Genomic DNA, 22688 nt, shown 5'->3' on the forward strand with positions numbered 1-22688 from the left:
GTGCTGGTTGTCGGCGGGTTGCACCCCTTTGCGGGGGGCTTGCAGGGCGGTGTGGCCTTCGCCGACACCTGAGGGGTAAGGTAAGGCTGACCTAAGGTTTGTGGAGGGATGGTGGGTCGGACATGTGGCACGCCTTGATCGCCGTCCCCGCGCCCACCGAACCGTACTGGCTGAACCTGCCCTACTGGCTGGTGGGAGCCATCCTGATCCTGGCGCTGTTCGGCGCGTTCCAGGTCTACTACTGGGTCGGGCGCAGGCTCGGCGAGCGGCTGTACGACTCCCGCGTCGGCGTCAGGTTCGGCCGCGAGCGCATCCAGAAGGTCGAGCGCGTCGTCGAGCGGTGGGGCGCGCTGGCCGTCTACGGCTGCTTCTGGGTGCCCATGCTGCGGCACACGCTGCCGTGGGTGGCGGGGGCGCTGCGCGTGTCCTACCCCTGGTACGTCGTCGCCAGCGCGCTGGGCTGCCTGACGTGGGCGCCGCTGTGGTGGTTCGGCGGCACCGCGGCCGTGTTCGGCTGGCTGGAGCTGGCCAGGCGCTCGCCCGCCACGGCCGCGGTCGTCGCCGTGGCCGTGGTCGCCCTGGTCGCCTGGCTGGTGATCCGGCGGCGGCGGAAGCGGCGGCGCGCCGCCGCCGCTTCCGAGGACGAGGCCCTGGCGTCCTGATTCACGCGCCGACGTGGTCGGCAGGGTCTACGCGCCGACGTAGTCGGCCAGGTGCTGCCCCGTGAGCGTGGAGCGGGCCGCGACCAGCTCGGCGGGCGTGCCCTCGAAGACGACCCGGCCGCCGTCGTGCCCCGCGCCCGGCCCCAGGTCGATGATCCAGTCGGCGTGCGCCATCACCGCCTGGTGGTGCTCGATGACGATCACCGACTTGCCGGCGTCCACCAGCCGGTCGAGCAGCCCGAGCAGCTGCTCGACGTCGGCGAGGTGCAGGCCGTTCGTCGGCTCGTCCAGGACGTAGATGCCGCCCTTGTCCGCCATGTGCGTGGCGAGCTTGAGCCGCTGCCGCTCGCCGCCGGACAGCGTGGTGAGCGGCTGGCCGATGGTCAGGTAGCCGAGCCCGACGTCGGCGAGCCGTTCGAGGATGACGTGGGCGGCCGGGGTGCGCGCCTCGCCCGTACCGAAGAACTCCTCCGCCTCCGTCACCGACATCGCCAGCACCTCGCTGATGTCGCGCCCGCCGAGCCGGTAGTCCAGCACGGACGCCTGGAACCGCTTGCCCCCGCACTCCTCGCACGTGCTGGACACGCTGGCCATGATCCCCAGGTCGGTGTAGACGACGCCGGCGCCGTTGCAGCCGGGGCAGGCGCCCTCGGAGTTGGCGCTGAACAGCGCCGGCTTCACGCCGTTCGCCTTCGCGAACGCCTTGCGGATCGGCTCCAGCAGCCCCGTGTACGTCGCCGGGTTGCTGCGCCGCGAGCCCTTGATCGGGCTCTGGTCGACCGACACCACGCCCGCCCCCTTGGGGATGGAGCCGTGCACGAGCGAGCTCTTGCCCGAGCCGGCCACGCCGGTGATGACGGTCAGCACCCCGAGCGGCAGGTCCACGTCCACGTTCTGCAGGTTGTGGGTGGTGGCGCCGCGGATCTCCAGCTTGCCGGTGTGCGGGCGCACCGCCGGCTTGAGCGCGGCCCGGTCGTCGAGGTGGCGGCCGGTGATCGTGCCGGAGGCCCGCAGGCCCTCGACGGTGCCCTCGTAGCAGACGGTGCCGCCCGCCGTACCGGCGCCGGGGCCGAGGTCCACGACGTGGTCGGCGATCGCGATCACCTCCGGCTTGTGCTCCACGACGAGCACCGTGTTCCCCTTGTCGCGCAGCCGCAGCAGCAGCGTGTTCATGCGCTGGATGTCGTGCGGGTGCAGGCCGGCGGTGGGCTCGTCGAAGACGTACGTGACGTCGGTCAGCGAGGAGCCCAGGTGCCGGATCATCTTCGTGCGCTGCGCCTCGCCGCCGGACAGCGTGCCGGCGGGCCGGTCGAGCGACAGGTAGCCCAGCCCGATCTCCACGAACGACTCCAGCGTCCGCAGCAGCGCCGTGAGCAGCGGCTTCACCGACGGCTCATCGAGGCTCCGCACCCACGCGACGAGGTCGCTGATCTGCATGGCGCAGGCGTCGGCGATGTTGATCCCGGCGATGCGCGACGACCTGGCCGCCTCGCTCAGCCGGGTGCCGTCGCACTCCGGGCAGGTGGTGAAGGTCACCGCCCGGTCCACGAACTCCCGGATGTGCGGCTGCATCGCCTCCCGGTCCTTCGACAGGAACGACTTCTGGATCCTCGGGATCAGCCCCTCGTAGGTGAGCGTCGATCCCTCGACCTTCACCTTCGTGGCCTCCCTGTAGAGGAAGTCCTGCATCTCCTGCTTCGTGAAGTCCCGGATGGGCTTGTTCGGGTCGAGGAAGCCGGATGCGGCGTAGGTCCGCACCGTCCACCAGCTGTCCGACTTCCAGCCCGGGATGGTGAACGCGCCCTCGGCGATCGACTTGGAGTCGTCGTAGAGCTGGGTGAGGTCGATGTCGGAGACCGTGCCGCGGCCCTCGCAGCGCGGGCACATGCCGCCCAGGCGGGTGTACGTCGCCCGTTCGGCCTTCTTGTTGCCGCGCTCGACGGTGATCGCGCCGCTCGCCCGCACGGTGGGGACGTTGAAGGAGAACGCGTTGGGCGAGCCGATGTGCGGCTGCCCGAGCCGGCTGAACAGGATGCGCAGCATCGCGTTGGCGTCGGTCGCGGTGCCGACCGTGGAGCGGGGGTCCGAGCCCATCCGCTGCTGGTCGACGATGATCGCCGTGGTCAGCCCGTCGAGCACGTCGACCTCGGGCCTGGCCAGCGTCGGCATGAAACCCTGCACGAAGGCGCTGTAGGTCTCGTTGATCATCCGCTGCGACTCCGCGGCGATCGTGTTGAACACCAGCGAGCTCTTGCCCGAGCCGGACACGCCGGTGAACACGGTCAGCCTGCGCTTGGGGATCTCGATGCTGACGTCTTTGAGGTTGTTCTCGCGCGCGCCGTGCACGCGGATCAAGCCGTGACTGTCGGCAACGTGCGGCGCGGCCGGCTGCGTGTCCGTGGTCGTCTCCATGCTCATCGTGTCTCCTTCTTCCTCAAGACCCGGCTCTCACGGTCCCCGTCGGCGCGTCAGCGGTCCTGGAGCACGCCGAGGACGTTGCCGTCGGGGTCGGTGAACGTGGCCACCACGCGGCCGCCGCCCACCTCCCGCGGCTTGTCCTTGACCGTGGCGCCGGCGGCGGTCACCTCGGCCAGCTTCGCCTCGATGTCCGCCACCTGCCAGTACGCCACCGGCCCCGTCATGCCCTGAGCGGCGCCGCCCGGGACCAGCCCGATGTGCTGGCCCTCGGCCTCGAACCCGACATAGTACGGCTCATCGGTCTGGGGCGGGAAGCCGAGCAGGGCCGTGTAGACCGCCTTGGCGGCGTCGAGGTCGGAGACGGGGTGCAGCACGGTCTTGATGCCCTGGGTGGACGAGTCGGCCATGGTTCCTCCTGCAGTCGCGGATCGGCGCGCACCGCCCGGATGGCGGTGTATCTGCAGGTTAGGTGGGCTTCGACGGCCGGCGCTTCTCGATTCCTGATCGGTTGGCGCGGCCGGGTCAGCCGCCCTCCGGCTCCCCGCTGCGGTCGTCGATCGGCGCGTCGGGGGCGTTCCTGCGCACGGTCTCGATGCCGTTCACGCACGCCACCTTGTTCGGATAGCCCTCGCCGACCGCCAGCGTCTGCCCGTTGCTCGCGACGAGCGCGAACCGGTACCCGCCCTGACCGTCCTCGCTGATGATGAATCTTCCTGCCATGGCCGCCGCCCCCCGCCATATCGGATCTATCAATGATTTACCCCCATCTGAGGCCGACGCGCGGCGAAGTCCGGCAAACGGCGGCTCTGGCTCTGTCAACATGATGGGCATGCGTATTGGGCGTTTGATGAGCTCTGTCGTGATCGCCTTGGTCGTGGGGGTCTCCTCCCCCGCCATGGCCGCCGACGAGCCGACCGTGGGGGCCAAGGCGGCGTACGTCATCGACTCGGCAGGAACGGTCCACTTCGGCAAGCGGGAGACGAAGCGGATGCCGGTGGCCAGCCTCGTCAAGATCATGACCGCGTACGTGGTGCTCCGCGAGGGCAGGCTGAGCGACACGATCACGATCTCCGCGACCGACGTCAAGTACGCCGCCAAGAACGGCGCCGCCACCGCCGGGCTGCGCAAGGGCGAGCGCTTCACGACCCGGGACCTGCTGTACGCGCTCATGCTGCCCTCCGGCGCCGACGCCGCCAACGCCCTGGCCCGCCACTACGGGCCCGGCAAGACGGCCTTCGTCGCCAAGATGAACAGCACGGCCCGCGCACTCGGCCTCACCGACACCCGCTACACCAACCCCGACGGCATGCCCACCCCCGCCAACGGCGGCTACTCCACGGCCGTCGACCAGGTCAAGCTGGCCCGGCTCGCGCTGCGGAGCAGCGTCTTCACGACGGTGGTCGGCACCACCTCGCACAAGGTCGCCAAGACGGGCGTGCACCGGGCGCACACCTGGAAGAACACGAACAAGCTGCTCGCGCAGGCCGACGGGGTGCTGGGCGTGAAGACCGGCTACACGAACGCGGCCGGCCACTGCCTGCTGTTCGCCGCCGAACGGGGCGGCCTCCAGGTGGTGGGGGCGCTGCTCGGCGACGGCAAGGACCCGAGCCGCTTCACGGCGGCGAAGAAGCTGCTGAACTACGCCGAGGAGCAGATCACCCTCGGCTGAGGACCCCTGCCACCCGGGGGCTCGCGTGCGCCCGCCGGCCCTTCAGCCGAAGACGATGCGGCCGCTCCCAGGGAGGGCGGCCATGCCCCGGGTGGCGCAGTCGAGGAGGGCCGTGGCGGGGCTGATGCCGCCCTTGACCCGCTCCCCCGCCATCCGGCCCGCCGTGACGCTGCCGGTGAGGAGCGTGTCGGCGGGGCGCTGGGCCACGAGCCGGTCGGCCCGGACGCTCAGCCGCGAGGTGCCGACGGGCCGCCCGTTCGTGCCGAACCAGGTGATGACGGCGCTGCCGCGCACCTGGCGGGCGCTGGCGCAGGACGCCTGGGCGGTGGCCTTGACGCTCGCCCACCCCGAGCGCAGGGCGGTGGCCGAGCCGTCGGGCGAGGTGCACCCGGTCAGCTCCAGGTGCCCGCGCGCCTCGACCCGCCGGGGGGTGAGCCCGACCTTGGGCTGGAACACCAGCGGCCGCCCGGCGGGCGTGGCGGCGGCACAGCTCAGCGCGACGGCCTCCGCCGCCCCGGGCCAGAACGCCCCCGAGCCCGGCGTCCCCGCCCCGGGCCAGAACGCCCCCGAGCCCGGCGTCCCCGCCCCGGGCCAGAACGCCGCCGAACCCGGCGTCCCCGCCGCAACCGCCAACGCGATCACCCAGGCCACGTTCACAGAGCCCCTCCCACGCGCACTCACCGTGTCCGATCGATCACATTGTGCACCATCAGGCGGCGCGGCACGCGGGATCGAGCCGGTCGGCGGTCCACCTGAGCGAGTACGCCAGCCGCACCCGCACCTTGGCCCGTGGCCGTTCGGGACGCCGCGGCGCTCCTGGCAGGGCCGCTCCGAGCGACCCTTCGTATCCCATCGCGGTCTGGTGGGCGAGGACTTGCATGGCATCCATCCGATCCTCCTTAATCCATTAAGAGCTTAATTGATTAAGAATGGCCGGGCAAGCTCTTCGCTACCGTTGCACCATGGCCAAGGTCACCCTGCAGACGATCGCCGACCGCCTCGGCGTGTCCCGGGCCACCGTCTCCTACGCCTTCTCCCGCCCCGACCAGCTCAGCGACGGCCTGCGCCGGCGCATCCTGGAAGTGGCCGACGAGCTCGGCTACGCCGGCCCCAACCCCACCGCCCGCTCACTCAGGCTCGGCCGCGCCGGCGCCCTCGGGCTGATCTTCAGCGAGACCCTGGCCTACGCGTTCGCCGACCCGTACGCGATCGGCTTCTTCCAGGGCCTGGCCACCGCCGCCGAGGACGCGGGCGTGGGCCTGCTCATCCTGCCCCTGCCGCACGGCGACCGGCGCAGCGACACGGTCAGAGACGCCGTGGTCGACGCGTTCTGCGTGATGTCGCTGCCCGACGGGCACCCCGCGCTGGCGGAGGTGCTGGCCAGGAGGCTGCCCGTCGTGGTGGTGGACGAGCCGTACGTGCCGGGGCACCCGTTCCTCGGCATCGACGAGCCGGCGGCGGGCGCCACGGCGGCGCGGCACGTGCTGGAGCTCGGCCACCGCCGCCTGGGGGTGGCCATGGTCGGGCTGCACGAAGACGGGCACACCGGCTGGGCCGGCCCCGAGCGGCAGCGGGCGGCGACGTTCGCGGCCATGCGGGCCCGCCGCGAGGGCTACCAGCGGGCCTGCGAGGAGGCCGGCCTCGACTGGCGGCAGGTGCCGTTCTACGAAGTGGCGCGCAACTCGCGCGAGGCCGGGCGGCGGGCGGGCCACGCCCTGCTCGCCCGCGACCCCCGCCCCACCGCGATACTCACGAACACCGACGTGCTGGCGCTCGGCGTCCTCGACGCCGCCGCCGACCTGGGGCTCAAGGTGCCCGAGGAGCTGTCGGTGGTGGGCTTCTCCGACAGCGCGGCCGAGGACGCGGGGCTCACCACGATCCGCCAGGCCAAGCAGGAGATGGGCGCGGCGGCGGGCCGGCTGCTCCTGTCGGGCGGCACGGCCGCGCCGGAGCGGCTGCTGTTCCCGTACGAGCTGGTGGTGCGCACCTCCACCGCCCCGCCCCGCCCCTGACGCCCGCGCCCCGGACACCGCCGGAAATGCCCGCGAATACCGCGCCGCCCACGTAGGGTGAGGTGCACACCTCTCCACAAAGGAACCCTCATGGCGGAATTCGTCGAGATCCGCATGACGATCGAGAGTCACGAGAGGGCGGCCGAGCTCGCGCACGGCATCCTGCTCGCGGGCCTGGCCACGTCGATCGACATCGCGGAAGCCCCGCACCAGCCCGTCCACCGCGACACGCCCACCTGGCAGCTCACTCTCATCACGACGAACGAGCAGGTCCCCGCCCTGGAGGGGCACCTCAGGAGCACCGGCGCCACCGCCCCCCTCGACTGCCGCCCGGTGATCCAGGACTTCGAGGGCTACCCCGACTGGCTCATGGACGGCCAGTCGTAGGCACGCCCCCTCAGTGGCCCCGCTGGTGGAACGTCTGCGCCCCGGCCCGGTGCACGGCGGCCTTGACCAGCCCGAAGATCGCCCCTTGCAGGGCGGCGGCGACGAGGACCTCGGTCCAGCCGCGTTCGAGGTCGTCGGCGTCCGGCGCGTCGTCCTGACCGGACGCCAGCTTCCAGGCCCGCTTGAACAGCGCCGACGCCAGCGCACCACCCAGCAGACCCATCCCCAGCGACGTGACCTTCTCTACCGGTTGCATGGCATCTCCTTACGTTGACGTGGTGTCTGCCCGTGCCCCGTGCCAGCCGCTTAAACCCCCGGATGGATCACCTCTCGGCGCGCATGAGCCCGTGGCAGGCGATGGCGGCGGCGGCCACCACGTTGAGGGAGTCGACGCCGTTGGACAGGGCGGCGGCGCTCATCGGGATGCAGACCGCCTGGTCCGCCTCCTCCAGCCAGTGCGACGACAGGCCGTCGCCCTCGGCGCCGAGCAGGAGGGCCACGCGGTCGGCCGGCTCGACCGAGTCGATGGGGGCGGCGCTCTGGTCGGGGGTCAGGGCGAGGGTCCGGTAGCCGGCGGCGCGGAGCTGGGCCAGGCCGGTGAACCAGTCGTCCATGCGGGCGTACGGGATGGAGAAGACCGCGCCCATCGAGACCTTCACCGCGCGCCGGTAGAGGGGGTCGGCGCAGCGGGGCGACAGGATGACGGCGTCCACGCCCAGCGCCGCGGCGGAGCGGAAGATCGCGCCCACGTTGCTGTGGTCGACGAGGTCCTCCAGGACGAGGAGGCGGCGGGCGCCGCTCTTGAGGAGGGAGTCGAGGGCAGGCAGGGGGAGGCGCTCCATCGAGGCGAGGGCGCCCCTGTGGACCTGGAAGCCGGCGATGCCGGACATGATCTCGTCGCTGACGACGTAGACGGTGGCGTCGCCGAGGACGTCCTCCAGAGAGGCGAGCCAGCGGCGGGTGGTCAGGACCGAGCGGATCGGGTAGCCGGCGCCGATGGCCCGCCTGATCACCTTCTCCCCTTCGGCGAGGAACAGGCCGCGCTCGGCCTCCAGGCTCTTGCGCAGCTCGACGTCCCGCAGCCGGGTGTAGTCGGACAGGCGGGGGTCGGCGGCGTCGGTGACGTACTCAAGCACCTTCCGATACTGCCACGCGCCGCCTGACCTGCCAGACCACGGCGTAGCAGAGCAGCACCGCGGCCAGGCCGATCACGGTGCCGGCGCCCGTCTTGGTGATGACGGACGCGATGCCGAACTTCGGGTTCGGCTCGTCGATCAGGGGCCACAGGAGGGCGCCGGCGAGGATGCCGGCGGCGGAGGCGGCCAGCACGGTCCAGCGGGCGCGGGCGGGCAGGCGCAGCCGCTCCGGTACGGGTGCCGCCGCCATGCGGGACAGCCCGCGCCACCCCCACCACACGACCACGGCCAGGCCGATCGCGGAGGAGGCGTACTGGAGGAGGCGGAAGAGCCTGATCACGCCGAGGACGGAGACGCCCAGCCAGGCGCCCCACTCGGCGGGGCCGGTGGAGTGGGTGAAGGAGTCCCACAAGACGTGGGTGGCGGCGCCGATGACGGCGCCGGCCGCCATGGGGAGCAGGCGCAGCCGGTCGGGCACGAGGAGCGCGGCCCGCCCGGCGAGGCCGGGCGGGAGCAGGGCGATGAGCGGGTCGCGCAGGACGGCGTGGAAAAGCGGGAGCAGGACGAGGACCGCGAGCGGGTCGATGGTGACGACGCCGAGCCAGGAGTGCGTGTCGGTGTAGTCGGGCATGAACGGCAGGAAGACCGGCAGGTCGGGCACCATGGCGCCCATGGCCAGCGCCCACGGGTCGACGTACCTGCGGATGCGCCGGGAGCCGATCAGCGGCAGCACGGCGGCGACATGGCTGGGCGTGAACGGCACGGTGTCGTCTCCCCCTCGTTGACATCCCCCAGCGATCATTATGCGGGCCGAATCTTGACCTTGCTTTGCCGGCGTTTGCCCAGGTCACGGGCGGTAGTGGGTACGGTACTCATCGCTGTCGACGGCCGGACAGCCGGGAGTTCGGGGGTTCATGGTGCCTGATCAGCGGATTCAGGAGCTTCCGGCCGCGTCAGCCGAATGGTTGCGTGCCGCGCGCGCGGCACGCTCACTCTCCGTGGCGACGCTGGCCTGGCTGGGCGTGGAGAGCACGCTCGGCCTGGCCGCGGGGCTGGCGGCGCACTCGGTGGCGCTGATCGGGTGGGGGTTGTCGGCTTTCGTGGAGGCGGCGGCGAGCCTGATCGTGGTGTGGCGGTTCACGGGGGCGCGCACGTTGTCGCCGAGCGCGGAGAGCACCGCCAGGCGGGCGGTGGCGGTGAGCTTCTGGCTCCTGGCCCCGTATCTCGTCCTTCACGTCGCGCACGATCTGGACGCGGGGCACCGGGCGCTGCCGAGCGTGCTGGGGATCGTGGTGACGACGGTCAGCCTGGTCAGCATGCCGGTGCTGGGGGTGGTCAAGCGGCGGCTCGGGGTGCGGCTGGCGTCGGCGGCCACGTCGGGCGAGGGCACCCAGAACCTGCTGTGCGCGGTCATGGCGGCGGGGGTGCTGGCGGGGTTGTGGCTGACCACGGTGGGCTGGTGGTGGGTGGATCCGATGGTGGCGGTGCTGCTGGCGGCCGTCGCCGTACGGGAGGGCCGGCGGGCCTGGCACGGCCACGCCTGCTGCCACTGATGCCCATGGTGACAATCGTCACGCTCGTGGCGATTGGCCACTGCGGAGGGTAATCGTCGCATCAAAAGGGCTGTTTTGCCGCATCCACCGCACCGAGTATCGTCTCCGAAGTATTGCGGAGCATCTCCCGCTAGGGTCTCCGGAAGGTCACGAGAACACCTAAGAGGACATCGTGGGGCGACACCGGACAGACGATCTCGACGGCGGATACAGAGCCAGCGAACCACCACCGCGCAGGAGAGCCAGGCGCGGCCGGGGGAGGGTGCTCGTACCGCTGGCGGGGGCCGTCGCCCTGGCCGTGCTCCTCGGCGTCGCCGCGTTCGTGATCTTCAACCGTGACCATGACTGCTCAGGCGGCAAGCTGGCGCTGCGCGTGGTCGCCACCCCCGACATCCAGCCGGCGCTGAACAAGATCGCCGGCACCTACAACAAGGCCCTGCACTCGATCGACAGCAAGTGCGTCGAGGTGACGGTGGCCAAGGAGGCCGCGGCCAGGACGGCGAACGCGCTGGCGGCGGGCAAGGTCAGCGCCGACTTCTGGGTGGCCGACTCCAGCCTGCTCATGGAGAGCATGCGCGCCACCGAGGGCGGCGCCGCGCTGCCGCAGGTGGAGGGGTCGATCGCGACCTCCCCCGTGGTGCTGGCGGCGGCGAAGTCGGCCGCGTCGAAGCTGTCCGGCTCGCTCCAGCCGAGCTGGGTGTCCATGATCTCGGCGGCGAACGTGGCCAACGTGGACGGCCCCGGCAGGAAGGTGCGGGTGCTCGCCCTCGACCCGCAGAAGAACTCGGCGGGCCTGGCGGCGCTGCTGGCCGCGGCGGGCACGGCCAAGGCGGCCAAGCAGGACAAGGCGCTGGTGGGCGCGCTGAAGGAGCTGTCGGGCCAGCTCGCCTCCGACTCGACCGCGCTGCTGGCCAGCCTCACCGTCAAGTCGGGCAGCCGGGTGCCGGTGGGCGTCACCTCCGAGCAGGCCATCTACGCGCACAACACGAAGAAGCCCGAGGCGCCGGTGGTCGCCCTCTATCCCAAGGAGGGCACGCTCAGCCTGGACTACCCGGTCACGATCCTGACCAAGGACCCGCAGGTGCTGAAGGCCGCGACGGACTTCAAGCAGGCGCTGACCGCCGAGTCGGCCAAGAAGGTCCTGCGTGACGCCGGCTTCCGCGGCACCGACGGCAAGGCCGGCGACGCGCTGTCGGAGGACAAGGGCTTCACCCCGGAGACCCCGGCGGCGCTGGACCCGCCGGACGGCGCGACCGTGGCCCGCATGGTGCAGACCTGGACCCGGCTGAACCTCGGCACCCGCCTGCTCACCCTGCTCGACGTCTCCGGCACGATGGCGCTGCCGGTCCCCGGCACGAACATGACCCGCATGCAGGCCATCAACCGGATCGCCACCGAGGGCCTGGCGCTGTTCCCCGCCGGCTCCGAGATGGGCCTGTGGTCGTTCTCCACCCACATGGACGGGCGGGGCAAGGACTGGAAGGAGCTCGTGTCGGTCGGCCCGCTGAGCGAGTCGATCAACGGGGCGACCCGCAAGGAGCAGCTCGTCGGGACGTTCGCCCAGCTCCAGGCCAAGGCCACCGGCGACACCGGCCTGAACGACACGATCAAGGCGGCCTACACCGAGCTGACCAAGACGTTCCAGGAGGACAAGGTCAACACCCTCCTGATCCTGACCGACGGCGCGGGCAACGACGACCCGGACGGCGGCGTCAAGAACGCCGAGCTCCTGCAGTTCCTCAAGAAGACCTACAACCCGAAGCGGCCGCTCACCATCCTGCTCATCGCGTTCGGCCCGGACGCCAAGAAGGGCAAGGCGCAGATGGAGGCGGTGGCCAAGGCCACGGGCGGCGAGGCGTACATCGCCGAGAACATCCTCCAGGTCCGCGACTTCTTCCTCCAGGGCATGGAACGCCGCCTCTGCATGCCGAACTGCGACGGCTGATCCATCGGGCCCGCCATGCTCGTTGGGCATGGCGGGAAAACCCGGACGATCGAGGCGGCGTCCTCTCCGCGTGGGGCTCGAGTGAGCGTCCGACCTGCGGGGAGGGAAATCCGTGCCTGGATGGCCGACCGTCGATCGCGCGGGCGATCAGGAGCTGGTCGAGGCTCTGCGTCGCGCGGAGACCGCCGCTCCCGCCACGCTCTACGACTCCTACGGCGAACGGCTGTACGACTACGCCTTCTCCCTGTGCGGGGACGGCGACGTGGCGGCCGACTCCGTGCACGACGCGCTGGTCACCGCGCAGGGGTGCGTGGCCAGGCTCAGGGAGCCCGCCCGGCTGCGGCCCTGGTTGTACGCGCTGACCAGGTTCCAGGTACGGGCCAGGATGGCGCGCCGCCCCGGCACCCCGTCCGGCGGCATGCCGCTGCCCGAGCTCGACGAGCCCGCGGATCCCGAGCTGGCGAGCCTGGTCCGGGAGGCGCTGGGCGAGCTGAGCAGGGGTCAGCGCGAGGTGCTGAGGCTGTCGCTGCGTCATGGGCTGAGCCCGGCGGAGGTGGGGGCGGTGCTCGGCCTGACCTCTCGCCAGTCGGCCGCCCGGCTGGGCCGGGGCCGCGACCATCTGGAGAACGCCGCCGCGGCCGTGCTCCTGGCCAGGAACGGCCGGGCGCACTGCCCCGACCTGTCGGCGCTGCTCGACTCCTGGGAGGGCCCGCTCACCCCGTTGCTGCGCCGCAGGTTGTCCGGGCACATCGGCGGGTGCGAGGTGTGCACCGAGGGGCGGCACCGGCAGGTCTCGGCGGCGCGGCTGCTGGACCTGGCGCCGGTCGCGTACCCGCCGATCTCGCTGCGCCGCCGGGTGATCGACACGTGCGTGCGGCCGGAGCTGGACCAGACGCGGGTCCTGATCACGGATCGGGGTGACAGCTTCGACCGGTCGGGGTTCCCGGTGCCGGCCGATCGCCGCTCGCGGCGGCGCCGGTCGCGGCGGCTGGCGCCGCTCGTGCTGGCGGGCGCGTGCCTGCTTGCGGCGACGGGCGCGGTGGTGATGGTCAACGGGAGCGGCACGTCGGGGACGACCGCCCTGCGGCCGGTCCACTCCCCCGCGCCCACGCTCTCCGTGGAGGAGGAGAGCCCCACGCCGGAGGACGAGCCCAGCCCGACGCCGAGCGCGAGCCCCAGCCGCACCCCGTCCCCCCGGGTCACGCCGACGGCGGCGGCCCCGCGCAGGAGCGCCAGGCGGGCCCCCGCTCCGGCGGTCACGCGGCGCAGGCCCGTGCCCGGCGCCCGGCTGGCGCTTTCGTGCCCGGGCGCGGTCGACGGCGTCGCCCGGATCGGGCTCGGTGCCCGCCACGCGGCCGTGTCCTGGGTGGCGACGGCCTCGCAGGGCCTCGACGTGCGCCCGGCGAGCGGCTCGATCAGGGCGGGCGGGTCGGTATGGGTGACGGTGGCGGTCGCCGAGCCGGACGTCTCCGGCAGCGGCCGCGTCACCTTCACCTCGAACGGCGGCACCGCCACGTGCGCGCTGTCCTGGGAGGGCGACGAGGGCCCCGAGCCCCCGACCGACGGCCCGACGGCCACCGAGGAGCCGACCGGGGCACCGGGCCCCGGCGTGGCCACCACGCCGGGCGGCGCTCCCGTGCGGGAGCCGAGCCCGAACTCACAGTGACTTCACACATTTAACACGACAAACGTATATAAATCGGACCCTGACTCGTGAACCCTAGGCTACATAGGGCATTCTGGTGTGCTTGGGAACCGCACCGGGGCAAGGCAATCTTTTGACCGTGTGTCGAAGGTCACATGAGAAACTTCGGCATGCCTGTAAACCGGAGCGCGTGGCCAAGCGTCGGCATTGACGTGTCGTAGCGTGGATTGGTCCCATGAACTGCGATCAACCGCGCTTCAACCAGCAAGGCAGGAGAGAGATCAGGAGATGCTCAAGCAGCACCGCAGAGCGCTGGCCTGGCTGGTCGCGCTCGCCTGCATAGCGGGAGCGGTCATTGCGCTGTTCGATATCGAGACACCGCTGCGCCCGTTCCTCATCTCCTTGTTCCTTCTGGTCGTACCAGGAGCGGCAGTGGTGGGACTGTTGCGCGATCGTGACCCCCTCGCCGCCCTATCCGTAGGGGCCGCGGCGAGTCTCGTACTCAACGTGCTCCTCGCCGAGGCCATGCTGCTCTTCAACGCTTGGTCGCCCCGAGCCGGTGTCGCGACGGTCGCCGTGCTCGGCGGGTTCATGTACGTGCTTCGCGTGTTGTACCGGGGGAAGAGCATGCAAACCGAACAGGGGGCCAGGGCAAGGTGAACATCCAGGTAGTTCGGCCGAGAGAGCTCGGAGACTCCGAGCGGGCCCGATGGCGGGAGCTGCAGAAGGCCGACCGCAGTCTGGACAACCCGTTCCTGTCCGTCGAGTTCGCCGTGGCGATGGACCGCTTGCGCGACTACGTGAGGGTGGCGGTCATCTCCGACAGCGGCGGCATCCGGGGGTTCTTCCCGTACGAGCGGCACAGCTTCGGCATCGGCAAGCCGCTCGGCGGCTTCCTGACCACGTGCCACGGCCTGATCGCCGCCCCCGACCTCAAGCTCGACGCCAAGGCGCTGCTGCGCGCCTGCAGACTGAGCGTCTTCGACTTCGACCACCTGGTGGCCGGGCAGCCGACGTTCGCCGAGTACGAGTCGGACGTGCGCCCCGCACCTGTGATGGACTTCACCTCCGGCTTCGAGGCCTGGATCGAGCAGGTCAAGGCCAACTCGCCGAAGAACCTCAAGACCGTCCGCTACAAGGAACGCAAGATGGGGCGGGAGCAGGGCGAGCTGCGTCTCGAATGGGCCTCGCCCGACCCCGAGGTGCTGCGCACCCTGCTCGCCTGGAAGTCCGACCAGTACCAGCGGACCGGCCGGGTCGACAGGTTCGCGCAGCCGTGGATCGTCGAGCTGACCGACATGATGCATGCCGAGAACTCATCGGACTTCGCGGGCGTCCTGACCATGCTCTATGCCGGAGACGTACCGGTCGCGGGGCATTTCGGCCTCCGTACGGCGACCACGCTTGTAGGGTGGTTCCCCGCCTACGACACCGAGTACGCCCGCTACTCGCCGGGCATCGTCCACCACCTGCAGATGGCCGAGGCCGCGGCGAACGCGGGGCTGCACATGGTGGACATGGGCAAGGGCGGCAAGGAGTACAAGGACTGGCTGAAGAGCGGGGTCCTGTACGTCGCCGAAGGCCGTGTCTCGCGTCCGTCCGCCTCGGCGGCCGTTCACTGGATGGGCCGAACTCCTTTCAACAAAGCCCGAACAATTGTCATGGACCGACCGTCTCTTTATAAGGCGGCCGACCGTGTCCTGAAGGGCTTCGGTCGGGTGCGCACCTCGATGCAACGTCAGGAGCCATCCAACGCAGTAACGCAGGAACCCACGGGAGCGCGCTGAGCGATCCCGGAACACCCCCCGGCACCAGCACCACAACACCCTCACACTCCACACAGGACCCTTCGATGCACCGTTTGCCGGCTTCGCCGTTCCCGCAGCACCCGGGGGTGGTTCCGTCCGGCCCGCAGCGCGGGGTCCCGGAAGGATTTCCCTCGCCATGAGTCCCGAGATAACCAAGCACAACGGCAAGGTTCACTCCTCGCCCCTGCGGTCGATGCCGCCGCCCTCGAGTTTCACGCCGGTCACCCCGCACCTGGCCATCTCCCCGACGGTCAGCGTGGTCGTGCCGGCGATGAACGAGGCGGAGAACCTGCCGCACGTCTTCGCCACCATCCCGCAGTGGGTTGACGAGATCGTGCTCGTCGACGGCAACTCCGTCGACGACACGGTGGCCGTGGCCAAGCGGCTGCGCCCCAACGTCAAAGTGGTGACGCAGAAGGGCAAGGGCAAGGGTGACGCCCTCGCCGCCGGTTTCGCCGCCTGCACCAGCGACATCATCGTGATGATCGACGCCGACGGGTCCACCGACGGCCGCGAGATCATCAACTTTGTGGGCGCGCTGGTGACCGGTGCCGACTTCGTGAAGGGCTCGCGCTACGCCGCCGGGGGCGGCAGCGACGACCTGACGCTCAACCGGCGACTTGGCAACAAGGTGCTCACCGGCATCGTCAACGTGATGTACAAGACCCAGTACACCGACCTCTGCTACGGCTACAACGCCTTCTGGGCGCGTCATCTTGATGTCCTCAACCTTGACTGCGACGGCTTCGAGGTCGAGACGCTGATGAACGTGCGCGCGGCCAAGGCCGGGCTGAAGGTGCACGAGGTCCCCAGCCACGAGCGCAACCGCATCCACGGCGAAAGCAACCTGCACGTCGTACGAGATGGCTTCCGCGTGCTCAAGACCATCCTGAAGGAGTGGCGTCGCCAGCCCACTCCGCCTCAGCCTGAGCCTGCCGCCACTCCCGCCGCTGACCGAGGCGTCGCTTAAAAAAGGATCGTTGTGAACACGTCTGTTGTCATCTGCGTCTACACCGAGGAACGGTGGGAGGACATCAGGCAGGCAGTCGAGTCGGTCGAGAACCAGACGCGCCCGGCACACGAGCTGATCCTGGTGGTCGACCACAACCCCGACCTGCACCTCAAGCTCAAGCACGAGTACCCGCAGGCCATCGTCGTGGAGAACACGCACGAGCAGGGGTTGTCCGGTGGCAAGAACACCGGCGTGGCCACGGCCAACGGTGAGATCGTCGCCTTTCTCGACGACGACGCGGTCGCCGATCCCGGCTGGCTGGAGGCTTTGGAGGAGGGCTTCCAGGAGGCCGGTGTCGTCGGCGTGGGCGGCCGTACCGACCCCATCTGGGCGTCGGGCGAGCGGCCGCGCTGGTTCCCGTACGAGTTCGACTGGACGGTCGGCTGCACCTACCGCGGCATGCCCGCGGTCAGGGCGCCGATCCGCAACGTCATGGGCGGCAACGCCGCCTTCCTGCGTGACGCCGTCTCCGAGGTGGGCGGCTTCCACAGCGGCATCGGCCGCAGCGTGCAAGGACGCAAGTCGCGCCCGCTCGGGTGCGAGGAGACCGAGTTCTGCATCAGGCTCAGCCAGCGCAAGCCGGGCTCGGTCATGCTGTTCGAGCCGCGCGCGGTCATCGGGCACAAGGTGTCGAAGCAGCGCGAGCGGTTCGCCTACTTCAGGTCCAGGTGCTACGCCGAGGGGCTGTCGAAGGCGCTGGTGACGCGGGAGGTCGGCACCCAGGACGGGCTGTCCAGCGAGCGCGCGCACGCGCTGAAGACGCTGCCGCTCGGCGCGCTGCGCGGGGTCGGTGAGGCCCTGCGCGGCGACCTGGGCGGGCTCGGCAGGGCCGCCGCGATCGTGGTCGGGCTGGCCTGGACGACCTGGGGTTACGTCGTGGGTTCCGTACGGCTGAAGGCGGCCCGGTCATGATCCGCGTACCGATCCTGATGTACCACTCGGTCACCGACGCGCCCAACGACGAGACCAAGCCGCACGCGGTGCGGCCGTCCGATCTGGCCGACCAGCTCGCCTACCTGGCGGAGAGCGGCTTCACCCCGCTCACGCTGGGCGACCTGGTCGCGCGCTTCAACAAGAACAACGGGCTGTCGTTGCCGGACAAGCCGATCGTGATCACCTTCGACGACGGCTACGCCGACTTCCACAGCCGCGCGCTGCCGCTGCTGGAACGCCACAACTTTCCGGCCACGGTCTTCCTGACCAGCGGCTGGGTGTCCGACGCTGGCAAGGACGCCGCGGGCCGGCCCCTCGACGACATGCTGTCGTGGGGCCAGGCCCGCGAGGCCGCCCAGACGGGCGTCGAGATCGGCGGCCACAGCCACAGCCACCCGCAGCTCGACCAGCTCCGCACCGAGGACCTGCGGCAGGAGCTGCGCAGGAACAAGGGCCTGCTGGAGGAGAAGATCGGCATGCCGGTCGCCACCATGGCCTACCCGTACGGGTACTCCAGCGCCCGCGTGCGCCGCGAAGTGCGCAAGGCCGGCTATTTCGCTGCTTGCGCCGTGAGCAACACGATCGCCGCCGATCGTCACGACATGCTCGCCATCCCCCGGCTGACGGTCGGCAAGAACACGACCATCAGCATGTTCAAGCGCGCCGTCGAAGGCAACTCCGTCCCTCTCATCTACATGCGCGAGCGCATCCTCACCAAGGGGTACGCGGTCGTCCGCAGGACGAGGTACGGGCTGCAGCGGGTGCGCGGCAATGTCTAACCTGTGGGGAAAGGTCCTGCGTGACCTGCGTAACCCGCTGTTCCTCCAGGGTTACGCGCTCATGGCGAACACCGTCGTCACCGGCGTGCTCGGCATGGGCTACTGGCTGCTGGCCGCGCACTTCTACTCGCCCGAGGAGTTCGGCCGCGGCCAGGCCGTGATCACCGCGATGCGGCTGTTCGCGTCGCTGACCGCGCTCGGCTTCGTGGGCGCGCTGGCCCGGTTCCTGCCGGTGGCCGGCCGCCGCACGCCCGAGCTCATCCTGCGCGGGTACGGCCTGGCCGCCGCCACCGGCGGGGTCGCGGCCCTCGGCTTCCTGCTGACGCTGCCCCTGTGGGGCAAGACGTACTCGGTGCTGGCCGGGTTCGGGCCCGGACTGTTCTTCCTGGCGTCCGTGGTGGTGTGGGCGGTCTTCACGCTCCAGGACGTCGTGCTGACGGGCTTGCGCAGGGCCACGTTCGTGCCGCTGAACAACCTGGTCTTCGGCGTCGTCAAGATGGGGCTCCTGGTCGCGCTGGCCGGGGCGCTGCCCGCCGGCGGGATCTTCGTCTCCTGGGTGATCCCGACCGCGCTGGCCCTCATCCCGGTCAACTGGCTGATCTTCGGCGTCGTCGTGCCCCGGCACATCAAGCGGGCCGACCCCGTCCAGGAGCCGCCCCGGATGCGCGAGGTCGGCCGGTTCCTGGCCGGCGACTTCCCCGGCACGCTGTCGATCCTGGCGATCGTCTACCTCGTGCCCGTGGTGATCGCCACGCAGGTGGGCGAGGCCACGTTCGGGCGGTTCTCGATGGCGCACACGCTGGCCAGCATGATCGAGCTGCTCGCCATGAACATGGCGGTGTCGCTGACCGTCGAGAACTCCTTCGACCGCGCCCAGCTCGCCGCGAACTGCCGGCGGGCGCTGCGGCGCGCCTTCATGATCGTCACCCCGATCATCGTGGTGGCCATCCTCGGGGCGCCGCTGATCCTGCGCATCTTCGGCTCGGCCTTCGCCGAGGAGGGCACCACGCTGCTGCGGCTCATGTCGCTGGCGGTGCTGCCCCGGGTGCTGATCGAGGTGTACCTGAGCGCGCTGCGGGCCCAGAGCCAGGCGCGCACGCTCGCCATCGTCCAGATCGGGCTGGCGGCGCTCGTGCTCGTGTCCACCGTGACGCTGTTCCCTCACTTCGGGGTGAACGCGGTGGGATACGGATTGCTCCTCAGCGAGGCACTTGTCGCACTTTTGATCTTTGGAAATCTACGTAAAATTCTCAAATTCGACGAAAGCGGTAGGTCGGCTGTCACCCAGGGGTCGTCCGGGGCTTCATGATGGTCAACGTGAGGCAACGGGACGGCGATGGCATGCAAACGGGGCGCACCGGCTCCCCGGACGTGCGTGGGGACAAGGAGGAGTCAGACGTGCCCTTCGATCCGGAAGCTACGGGAGTCATCCCCAAGCTGACGTTCCCGCCCGCGGGCGAGGAGGCCGGCTCGGCCGAGGACTCACCTGAGAGCTCCGGCGGCGAGGGAACGGCCACACCCAAGGGCGGCAAGGCCGGCTCGGGCGGTGCCCGGCAGCCCGACGCGAAGGGCGCGGCGCGCGACGCGCAGGCCGACCCGAAGGCGGGCCCCGAAGCGGATTCGGAGCAGGCCGCGCCGGACGCGGACAGGACGACGGCCATCCGGCTGCCGGGGCCCGTCCACGTCGGGCGCCCGCCCACGCCCGAGGAGGCCGCCGACCTCTCGGCGGCCGGCACGGTCGCGATGCCCGTGCAACCGGCCCCCGGCCCCGACGCGCCGCCCTCCGACGACTCCACCACCGCCCCGAGCCTCCGCCCGCAACCACCGAGCGGCCCCCAGCCTTCGAGCGGCGCCAAGCCGGCCACCGGCGCGAAGCCCACCGGCGACGCCAAGCCGGCCACGGGCGCGCAGCCGCCCAGCGGGCCGCAGCCGGCCCCGGAGCAGGAGGCTGCCGGCGGTAAGCCTGGTGCGACCGCCGCCACGCCTGGCGCTGCGGGCGCGAAGCCCGGTGCCGGTGCGAAGCCTGGCGCGGGTGGCAAGGGTGCGCCCTCGGCAGCGAGCACGGCCGGCGCCGGGACGCAGCCCATGAGCACGCAGCCCGCCTCGGCGCCCGGCACGGGCACCTCCGCCGCGCCCGGCGCCGGCGCCTCGGCGTCCGGCACCGATGCCTCGGCATCCGGGACCGGCGCTCCCGCCTCGGGGGCCGCTGGTGCTCCCGCCGCAGGTTCCGCCGGCGGGAGGCCCGTAGGCGGGTCCAAGGGGCTGGCCGACCTCGTGCAGGCGTCTCCGGCCGGAGCCGGTGTGCGGCCGCAGGGGCCGTCCGGGCCGCAGGCCGTACCGGAGCAAGGGCCACCGCAAGGGCCGCAGCAGGCCCCGCAGCGGAGCCCTCACCAGGGTCCGCAGGCGGGTGCGCAGCAGGTCGCGTTCCAGCAGAGCCCGTCGCAGCAGAGCCCGCCGCAGGGCGCGCAGCAGGCGGCGCCGCAGCAGGTGGGCGGGCCGCCGGCGCAGCAGGCGCAGCAGAAGGCGGCGGGGAGGCCGCGGTCGCTCAGGGCCAGGGCTTCGGCGTTGGTGGCGAGTGCGCCCAAGTGGCTGCCCGTGCTGCTGGTCGTCGAGGGCCTGGTCATGTACATCCTGGCCCTCAAGGTGCCCCCGGGCCCGCTGCGGGGCGTGGATCCGGCGGACATCGACGGCCTGGGCCTGATCTCGGCGCTGCCGACCACGGCGTTCATCGCGATCCTGATCATGATCGTGTCGTTCTTCATCACGGTCACCCAGAGCACCGACCGCAAGTTCCTGCTGCTGTTCCAGATCGCCGCGATCACGTTCGCCCTGCACGGGGCGGGCGCGCTGGTGGCGGAGGAGCCGCGGTTCCCGACGGCGTACATTCACGCGGGTTTCGTGGAGTTCATCGGCAGGACCGGCGAGACGGCGATCAACATCGACGCCCGCATGGGCTGGCCGGGTTTCTTCGCGTTGTTCGCGTTCGTGACGAAGGCCGCGGGCATCTCGGATCTGACGCCGATCCTGCAGTGGACGCCGCTGCTGTCGAACCTGCTCTACCTGCTCCCGTTCGTGCTGATCCTGCGCCAGGTGGTGGCGACGACGCGGGCGCGGTGGTTCGCGGCGCTGCTGTTCATCCTGGTGCAGTGGATCGGCCAGGACTACTTCTCGCCGCAGGGGTTCACATTCGCGCTGTATCTGGCGTTCGTGGCGATCCTGTTGCGCTGGTTCGGACGGGTGGAGCCGCGCACGAAGCCGATCCCGCCCAAGGGGCTGCGCAAGCTGATCGGCAAGCTGGATGCGATGACGGCGGGCGAGCTGGCCAACACCGGCACGTTCCGGGCCGACAAGCTGCTGATGCTGATGATGCTGGTGGCGTTGTTCCTGGCGTCGGTGGCCTCGCACCAGATCACGCCGTTCATGATGCTCGGCGTGGTGACGGCGTTCCTGATCTTCAAGCGGACGACGCTGACGTGGGCGCTGCCGTTCTTCCTCGGGTTGATCGTGCTGGCCTGGATCAGCTACATGACGGTGGGGTTCTGGGCCAGCCAGATCGACACGATCTTCGGCGGCCTGGGCAACATCCTGCAGAACCTGCGCAGCAACACCGGCGACCGCATCGAGGGCAGCGACCCCGCGCACGCGATGGTGCTGCAGGCCCGCCTGGGCATCCTCGCGGTGATCCTGGGGTGCGCGGCCGTGGGGCTGTTCCGGCGCTTCCGCCGGGGGGTGTTCGACCGGTCGGCGCTGATCCTGCTGTGCGTGCCGGTGCTGGCGCTGGGGCTGCAGAGCTACGGCGGCGAGATCGGGCTGCGGATCTACATGTTCGCGCTGCCGGGCGCCTGCCTGCTGGCGGCGTACGCGTTCTTCCCGAACCTGCCGGCCGACAGCGCGGACGTGCGCGAGGAGACGGTGCCGCTGCGCAAGCGGAACGTGCGCTTCAACCCGGAGCTGACCAAGCGGATCTCGATCGTGCTGGCGGCGTGCTTCGCGGTCATGTTCGCGTTCGCGTTCCTGCTGGCCCGATACGGCAACGAGAAGTTCGAGCGGGTCACCACGGGCGAGGTGGCGGCGCTGCAGTACGTCTACGCGCACGACAAGCCGAGCGCCCGCGTGCTCTACCTGACGCCGAAGCTGGGTCAGGAGGTCACGCCGACGCTGCCGTGGGGTGAGCGGGACGTCGAGAAGGTGAGCTTCAACCTTCAGGCGCTGGTGTACAAGGATCCGACGAAGATCTCCGACGCGGTGCAGGCGTTGAAGGAGGCGTCGCGGAACTCGTACCTGATCGTGAGCCGCGGCCAGGTCAGCTATCTGCAGCTCAACGAGGGGTATCCGGCGGACTGGGGGGAGAAGTTCCGTGCGGCGCTGGACAAGTCGCCGGATCTGAAGCGGGTCTTCTCCAACGACGACGCGGCGCTCTACACGTGGAAGACGTTCGTGCGTGGCACGGAGATCCCCGAACCGAACCCCTACAAGGGCCGCGGCGACCCCACGTCGCCGTGGACGCCGGTGGGCATCGGGGCGCTGGCTGTGACATGGGTCGCACTCTTCGGGTACGAGATCATCCGTCTCAACGGCCCGAACCGGGCGCCGAAGGCCCGCAAACGCCTGTTGTTCCTGGCGGTTCCGGCCTTCGCGGTGGCGCTAGCAGTGATCATCGAGAGATTCATCTATATCGCGCAAAATAACTGAATTCACAGGAAACACTCAGGTTGTGCGGGATGATGTT

The 22688-nt window shown here is 70.7% G+C and carries 22 protein-coding genes; 14 read left to right on the top strand and 8 right to left on the bottom strand.

What is annotated here, in order from left to right; translation table 11 throughout:
- Window positions 1-122 precede the first annotated feature (122 nt).
- Window positions 123-662, top strand: a complete 540-nt coding sequence (locus tag HCN51_RS13695; protein ID WP_168010036.1) for a DedA family protein — start codon at window positions 123-125, stop codon at window positions 660-662.
- Window positions 663-689: 27 nt separating this feature from the next.
- Here the strand turns inward: HCN51_RS13695 and HCN51_RS13700 are convergent, their stop codons facing one another.
- The 3 genes from HCN51_RS13700 to HCN51_RS13710 all read right to left on the bottom strand — a co-directional run bounded on the left by HCN51_RS13700 (window position 690) and on the right by HCN51_RS13710 (window position 3800).
- Window positions 690-3074, bottom strand: coding sequence for an ATP-binding cassette domain-containing protein (locus HCN51_RS13700; protein ID WP_206067009.1), 2385 nt, complete (start codon window positions 3072-3074; stop codon window positions 690-692).
- Between the two features lie 56 nt (window positions 3075-3130).
- Complete coding sequence (locus HCN51_RS13705) at window positions 3131-3487, bottom strand: VOC family protein (protein WP_168010038.1); 357 nt, start codon at window positions 3485-3487, stop codon at window positions 3131-3133.
- A gap of 115 nt (window positions 3488-3602) precedes the next feature.
- The gene (locus tag HCN51_RS13710) at window positions 3603-3800 is read right to left on the bottom strand and encodes a YegP family protein (RefSeq protein ID WP_168010039.1); all 198 of its coding nucleotides are present in this window, start codon (window positions 3798-3800) and stop codon (window positions 3603-3605) included.
- Window positions 3801-3927: 127 nt separating this feature from the next.
- Between HCN51_RS13710 and HCN51_RS13715 the strand changes: the two genes are divergently transcribed.
- Window positions 3928-4749 (top strand): D-alanyl-D-alanine carboxypeptidase family protein, encoded by an 822-nt coding sequence (locus HCN51_RS13715; protein WP_168010040.1) that lies wholly within the window; start codon window positions 3928-3930, stop codon window positions 4747-4749.
- Between the two features lie 42 nt (window positions 4750-4791).
- Here the strand turns inward: HCN51_RS13715 and HCN51_RS13720 are convergent, their stop codons facing one another.
- Both HCN51_RS13720 and HCN51_RS13725 read right to left on the bottom strand, forming a co-directional pair.
- Entirely contained in the window at window positions 4792-5406 is a 615-nt protein-coding gene (locus tag HCN51_RS13720; protein WP_168010041.1) for a hypothetical protein, read from the bottom strand.
- Window positions 5407-5458: 52 nt separating this feature from the next.
- Window positions 5459-5638: a hypothetical protein gene (locus HCN51_RS13725; RefSeq protein WP_168010042.1), complete on the bottom strand. Its 180-nt coding sequence runs from the start codon at window positions 5636-5638 to the stop codon at window positions 5459-5461.
- Window positions 5639-5711: 73 nt separating this feature from the next.
- Between HCN51_RS13725 and HCN51_RS13730 the strand changes: the two genes are divergently transcribed.
- Window positions 5712-6761: a LacI family DNA-binding transcriptional regulator gene (locus HCN51_RS13730; protein WP_168010043.1), complete on the top strand. Its 1050-nt coding sequence runs from the start codon at window positions 5712-5714 to the stop codon at window positions 6759-6761.
- A 90-nt stretch (window positions 6762-6851) separates the two neighbouring features.
- Complete coding sequence (locus HCN51_RS13735; protein WP_080045760.1) at window positions 6852-7148, top strand: hypothetical protein; 297 nt, start codon at window positions 6852-6854, stop codon at window positions 7146-7148.
- A 10-nt stretch (window positions 7149-7158) separates the two neighbouring features.
- Here HCN51_RS13735 and HCN51_RS13740 read toward each other — a convergent pair whose 3' ends face one another.
- The 3 genes from HCN51_RS13740 to HCN51_RS13750 form a co-directional block, all read right to left on the bottom strand.
- Complete coding sequence (locus tag HCN51_RS13740) at window positions 7159-7404, bottom strand: DUF4235 domain-containing protein (RefSeq protein WP_080045759.1); 246 nt, start codon at window positions 7402-7404, stop codon at window positions 7159-7161.
- A 67-nt stretch (window positions 7405-7471) separates the two neighbouring features.
- Window positions 7472-8284 carry a TrmH family RNA methyltransferase gene (locus tag HCN51_RS13745; protein WP_168010044.1) on the bottom strand — a complete coding sequence of 271 codons (813 nt, stop codon included), beginning with the start codon at window positions 8282-8284 and terminating at the stop codon, window positions 7472-7474.
- Entirely contained in the window at window positions 8277-9047 is a 771-nt protein-coding gene (locus HCN51_RS13750) for a DUF4184 family protein (RefSeq protein WP_168010045.1), read from the bottom strand. The genes HCN51_RS13745 and HCN51_RS13750 overlap by 8 nt, the downstream gene beginning before the upstream one ends.
- Before the next feature lie 235 nt (window positions 9048-9282).
- On the opposite strand from HCN51_RS13750, the gene HCN51_RS13755 reads away from it, so the two are divergent.
- The 10 genes from HCN51_RS13755 (at window position 9283) to HCN51_RS13800 (ending at window position 22651) form a co-directional block, all read left to right on the top strand.
- A complete protein-coding gene (locus HCN51_RS13755; protein ID WP_346433633.1) occupies window positions 9283-9837 on the top strand; it encodes a cation diffusion facilitator family transporter in 555 nt (184 codons plus the stop codon).
- Between the two features lie 262 nt (window positions 9838-10099).
- Window positions 10100-11782 carry a substrate-binding domain-containing protein gene (locus HCN51_RS13760; protein WP_168010047.1) on the top strand — a complete coding sequence of 561 codons (1683 nt, stop codon included), beginning with the start codon at window positions 10100-10102 and terminating at the stop codon, window positions 11780-11782.
- A 112-nt stretch (window positions 11783-11894) separates the two neighbouring features.
- Window positions 11895-13448, top strand: a complete 1554-nt coding sequence (locus HCN51_RS13765; protein ID WP_168010048.1) for a sigma factor-like helix-turn-helix DNA-binding protein — start codon at window positions 11895-11897, stop codon at window positions 13446-13448.
- A gap of 267 nt (window positions 13449-13715) precedes the next feature.
- A complete protein-coding gene (locus HCN51_RS13770) occupies window positions 13716-14087 on the top strand; it encodes a hypothetical protein (protein ID WP_080045753.1) in 372 nt (123 codons plus the stop codon).
- Window positions 14084-15214, top strand: a complete 1131-nt coding sequence (locus HCN51_RS13775) for a GNAT family N-acetyltransferase (RefSeq protein ID WP_168010049.1) — start codon at window positions 14084-14086, stop codon at window positions 15212-15214. The genes HCN51_RS13770 and HCN51_RS13775 overlap by 4 nt, the downstream gene beginning before the upstream one ends.
- Window positions 15215-15428: 214 nt before the next feature.
- Window positions 15429-16205, top strand: a complete 777-nt coding sequence (locus HCN51_RS13780) for a glycosyltransferase family 2 protein (protein ID WP_277349983.1) — start codon at window positions 15429-15431, stop codon at window positions 16203-16205.
- Window positions 16206-16217: 12 nt separating this feature from the next.
- Window positions 16218-17159: a glycosyltransferase family 2 protein gene (locus HCN51_RS13785; protein WP_080045750.1), complete on the top strand. Its 942-nt coding sequence runs from the start codon at window positions 16218-16220 to the stop codon at window positions 17157-17159.
- Window positions 17156-17959, top strand: coding sequence for a polysaccharide deacetylase family protein (locus HCN51_RS13790; protein WP_080045749.1), 804 nt, complete (start codon window positions 17156-17158; stop codon window positions 17957-17959). The genes HCN51_RS13785 and HCN51_RS13790 overlap by 4 nt, the downstream gene beginning before the upstream one ends.
- Window positions 17952-19268, top strand: coding sequence for a lipopolysaccharide biosynthesis protein (locus tag HCN51_RS13795; protein WP_168010050.1), 1317 nt, complete (start codon window positions 17952-17954; stop codon window positions 19266-19268). Before HCN51_RS13790 ends, HCN51_RS13795 begins: the two co-directional genes overlap by 8 nt.
- Window positions 19269-19357: 89 nt before the next feature.
- Entirely contained in the window at window positions 19358-22651 is a 3294-nt protein-coding gene (locus HCN51_RS13800) for a hypothetical protein (protein ID WP_168010051.1), read from the top strand.
- The last annotated feature ends 37 nt before the right edge of the window (window positions 22652-22688 follow it).

The sequence above is a fragment of the Nonomuraea composti genome (assembly GCF_012034275.1).
GTDB lineage: Bacteria > Actinomycetota > Actinomycetes > Streptosporangiales > Streptosporangiaceae > Nonomuraea > Nonomuraea composti.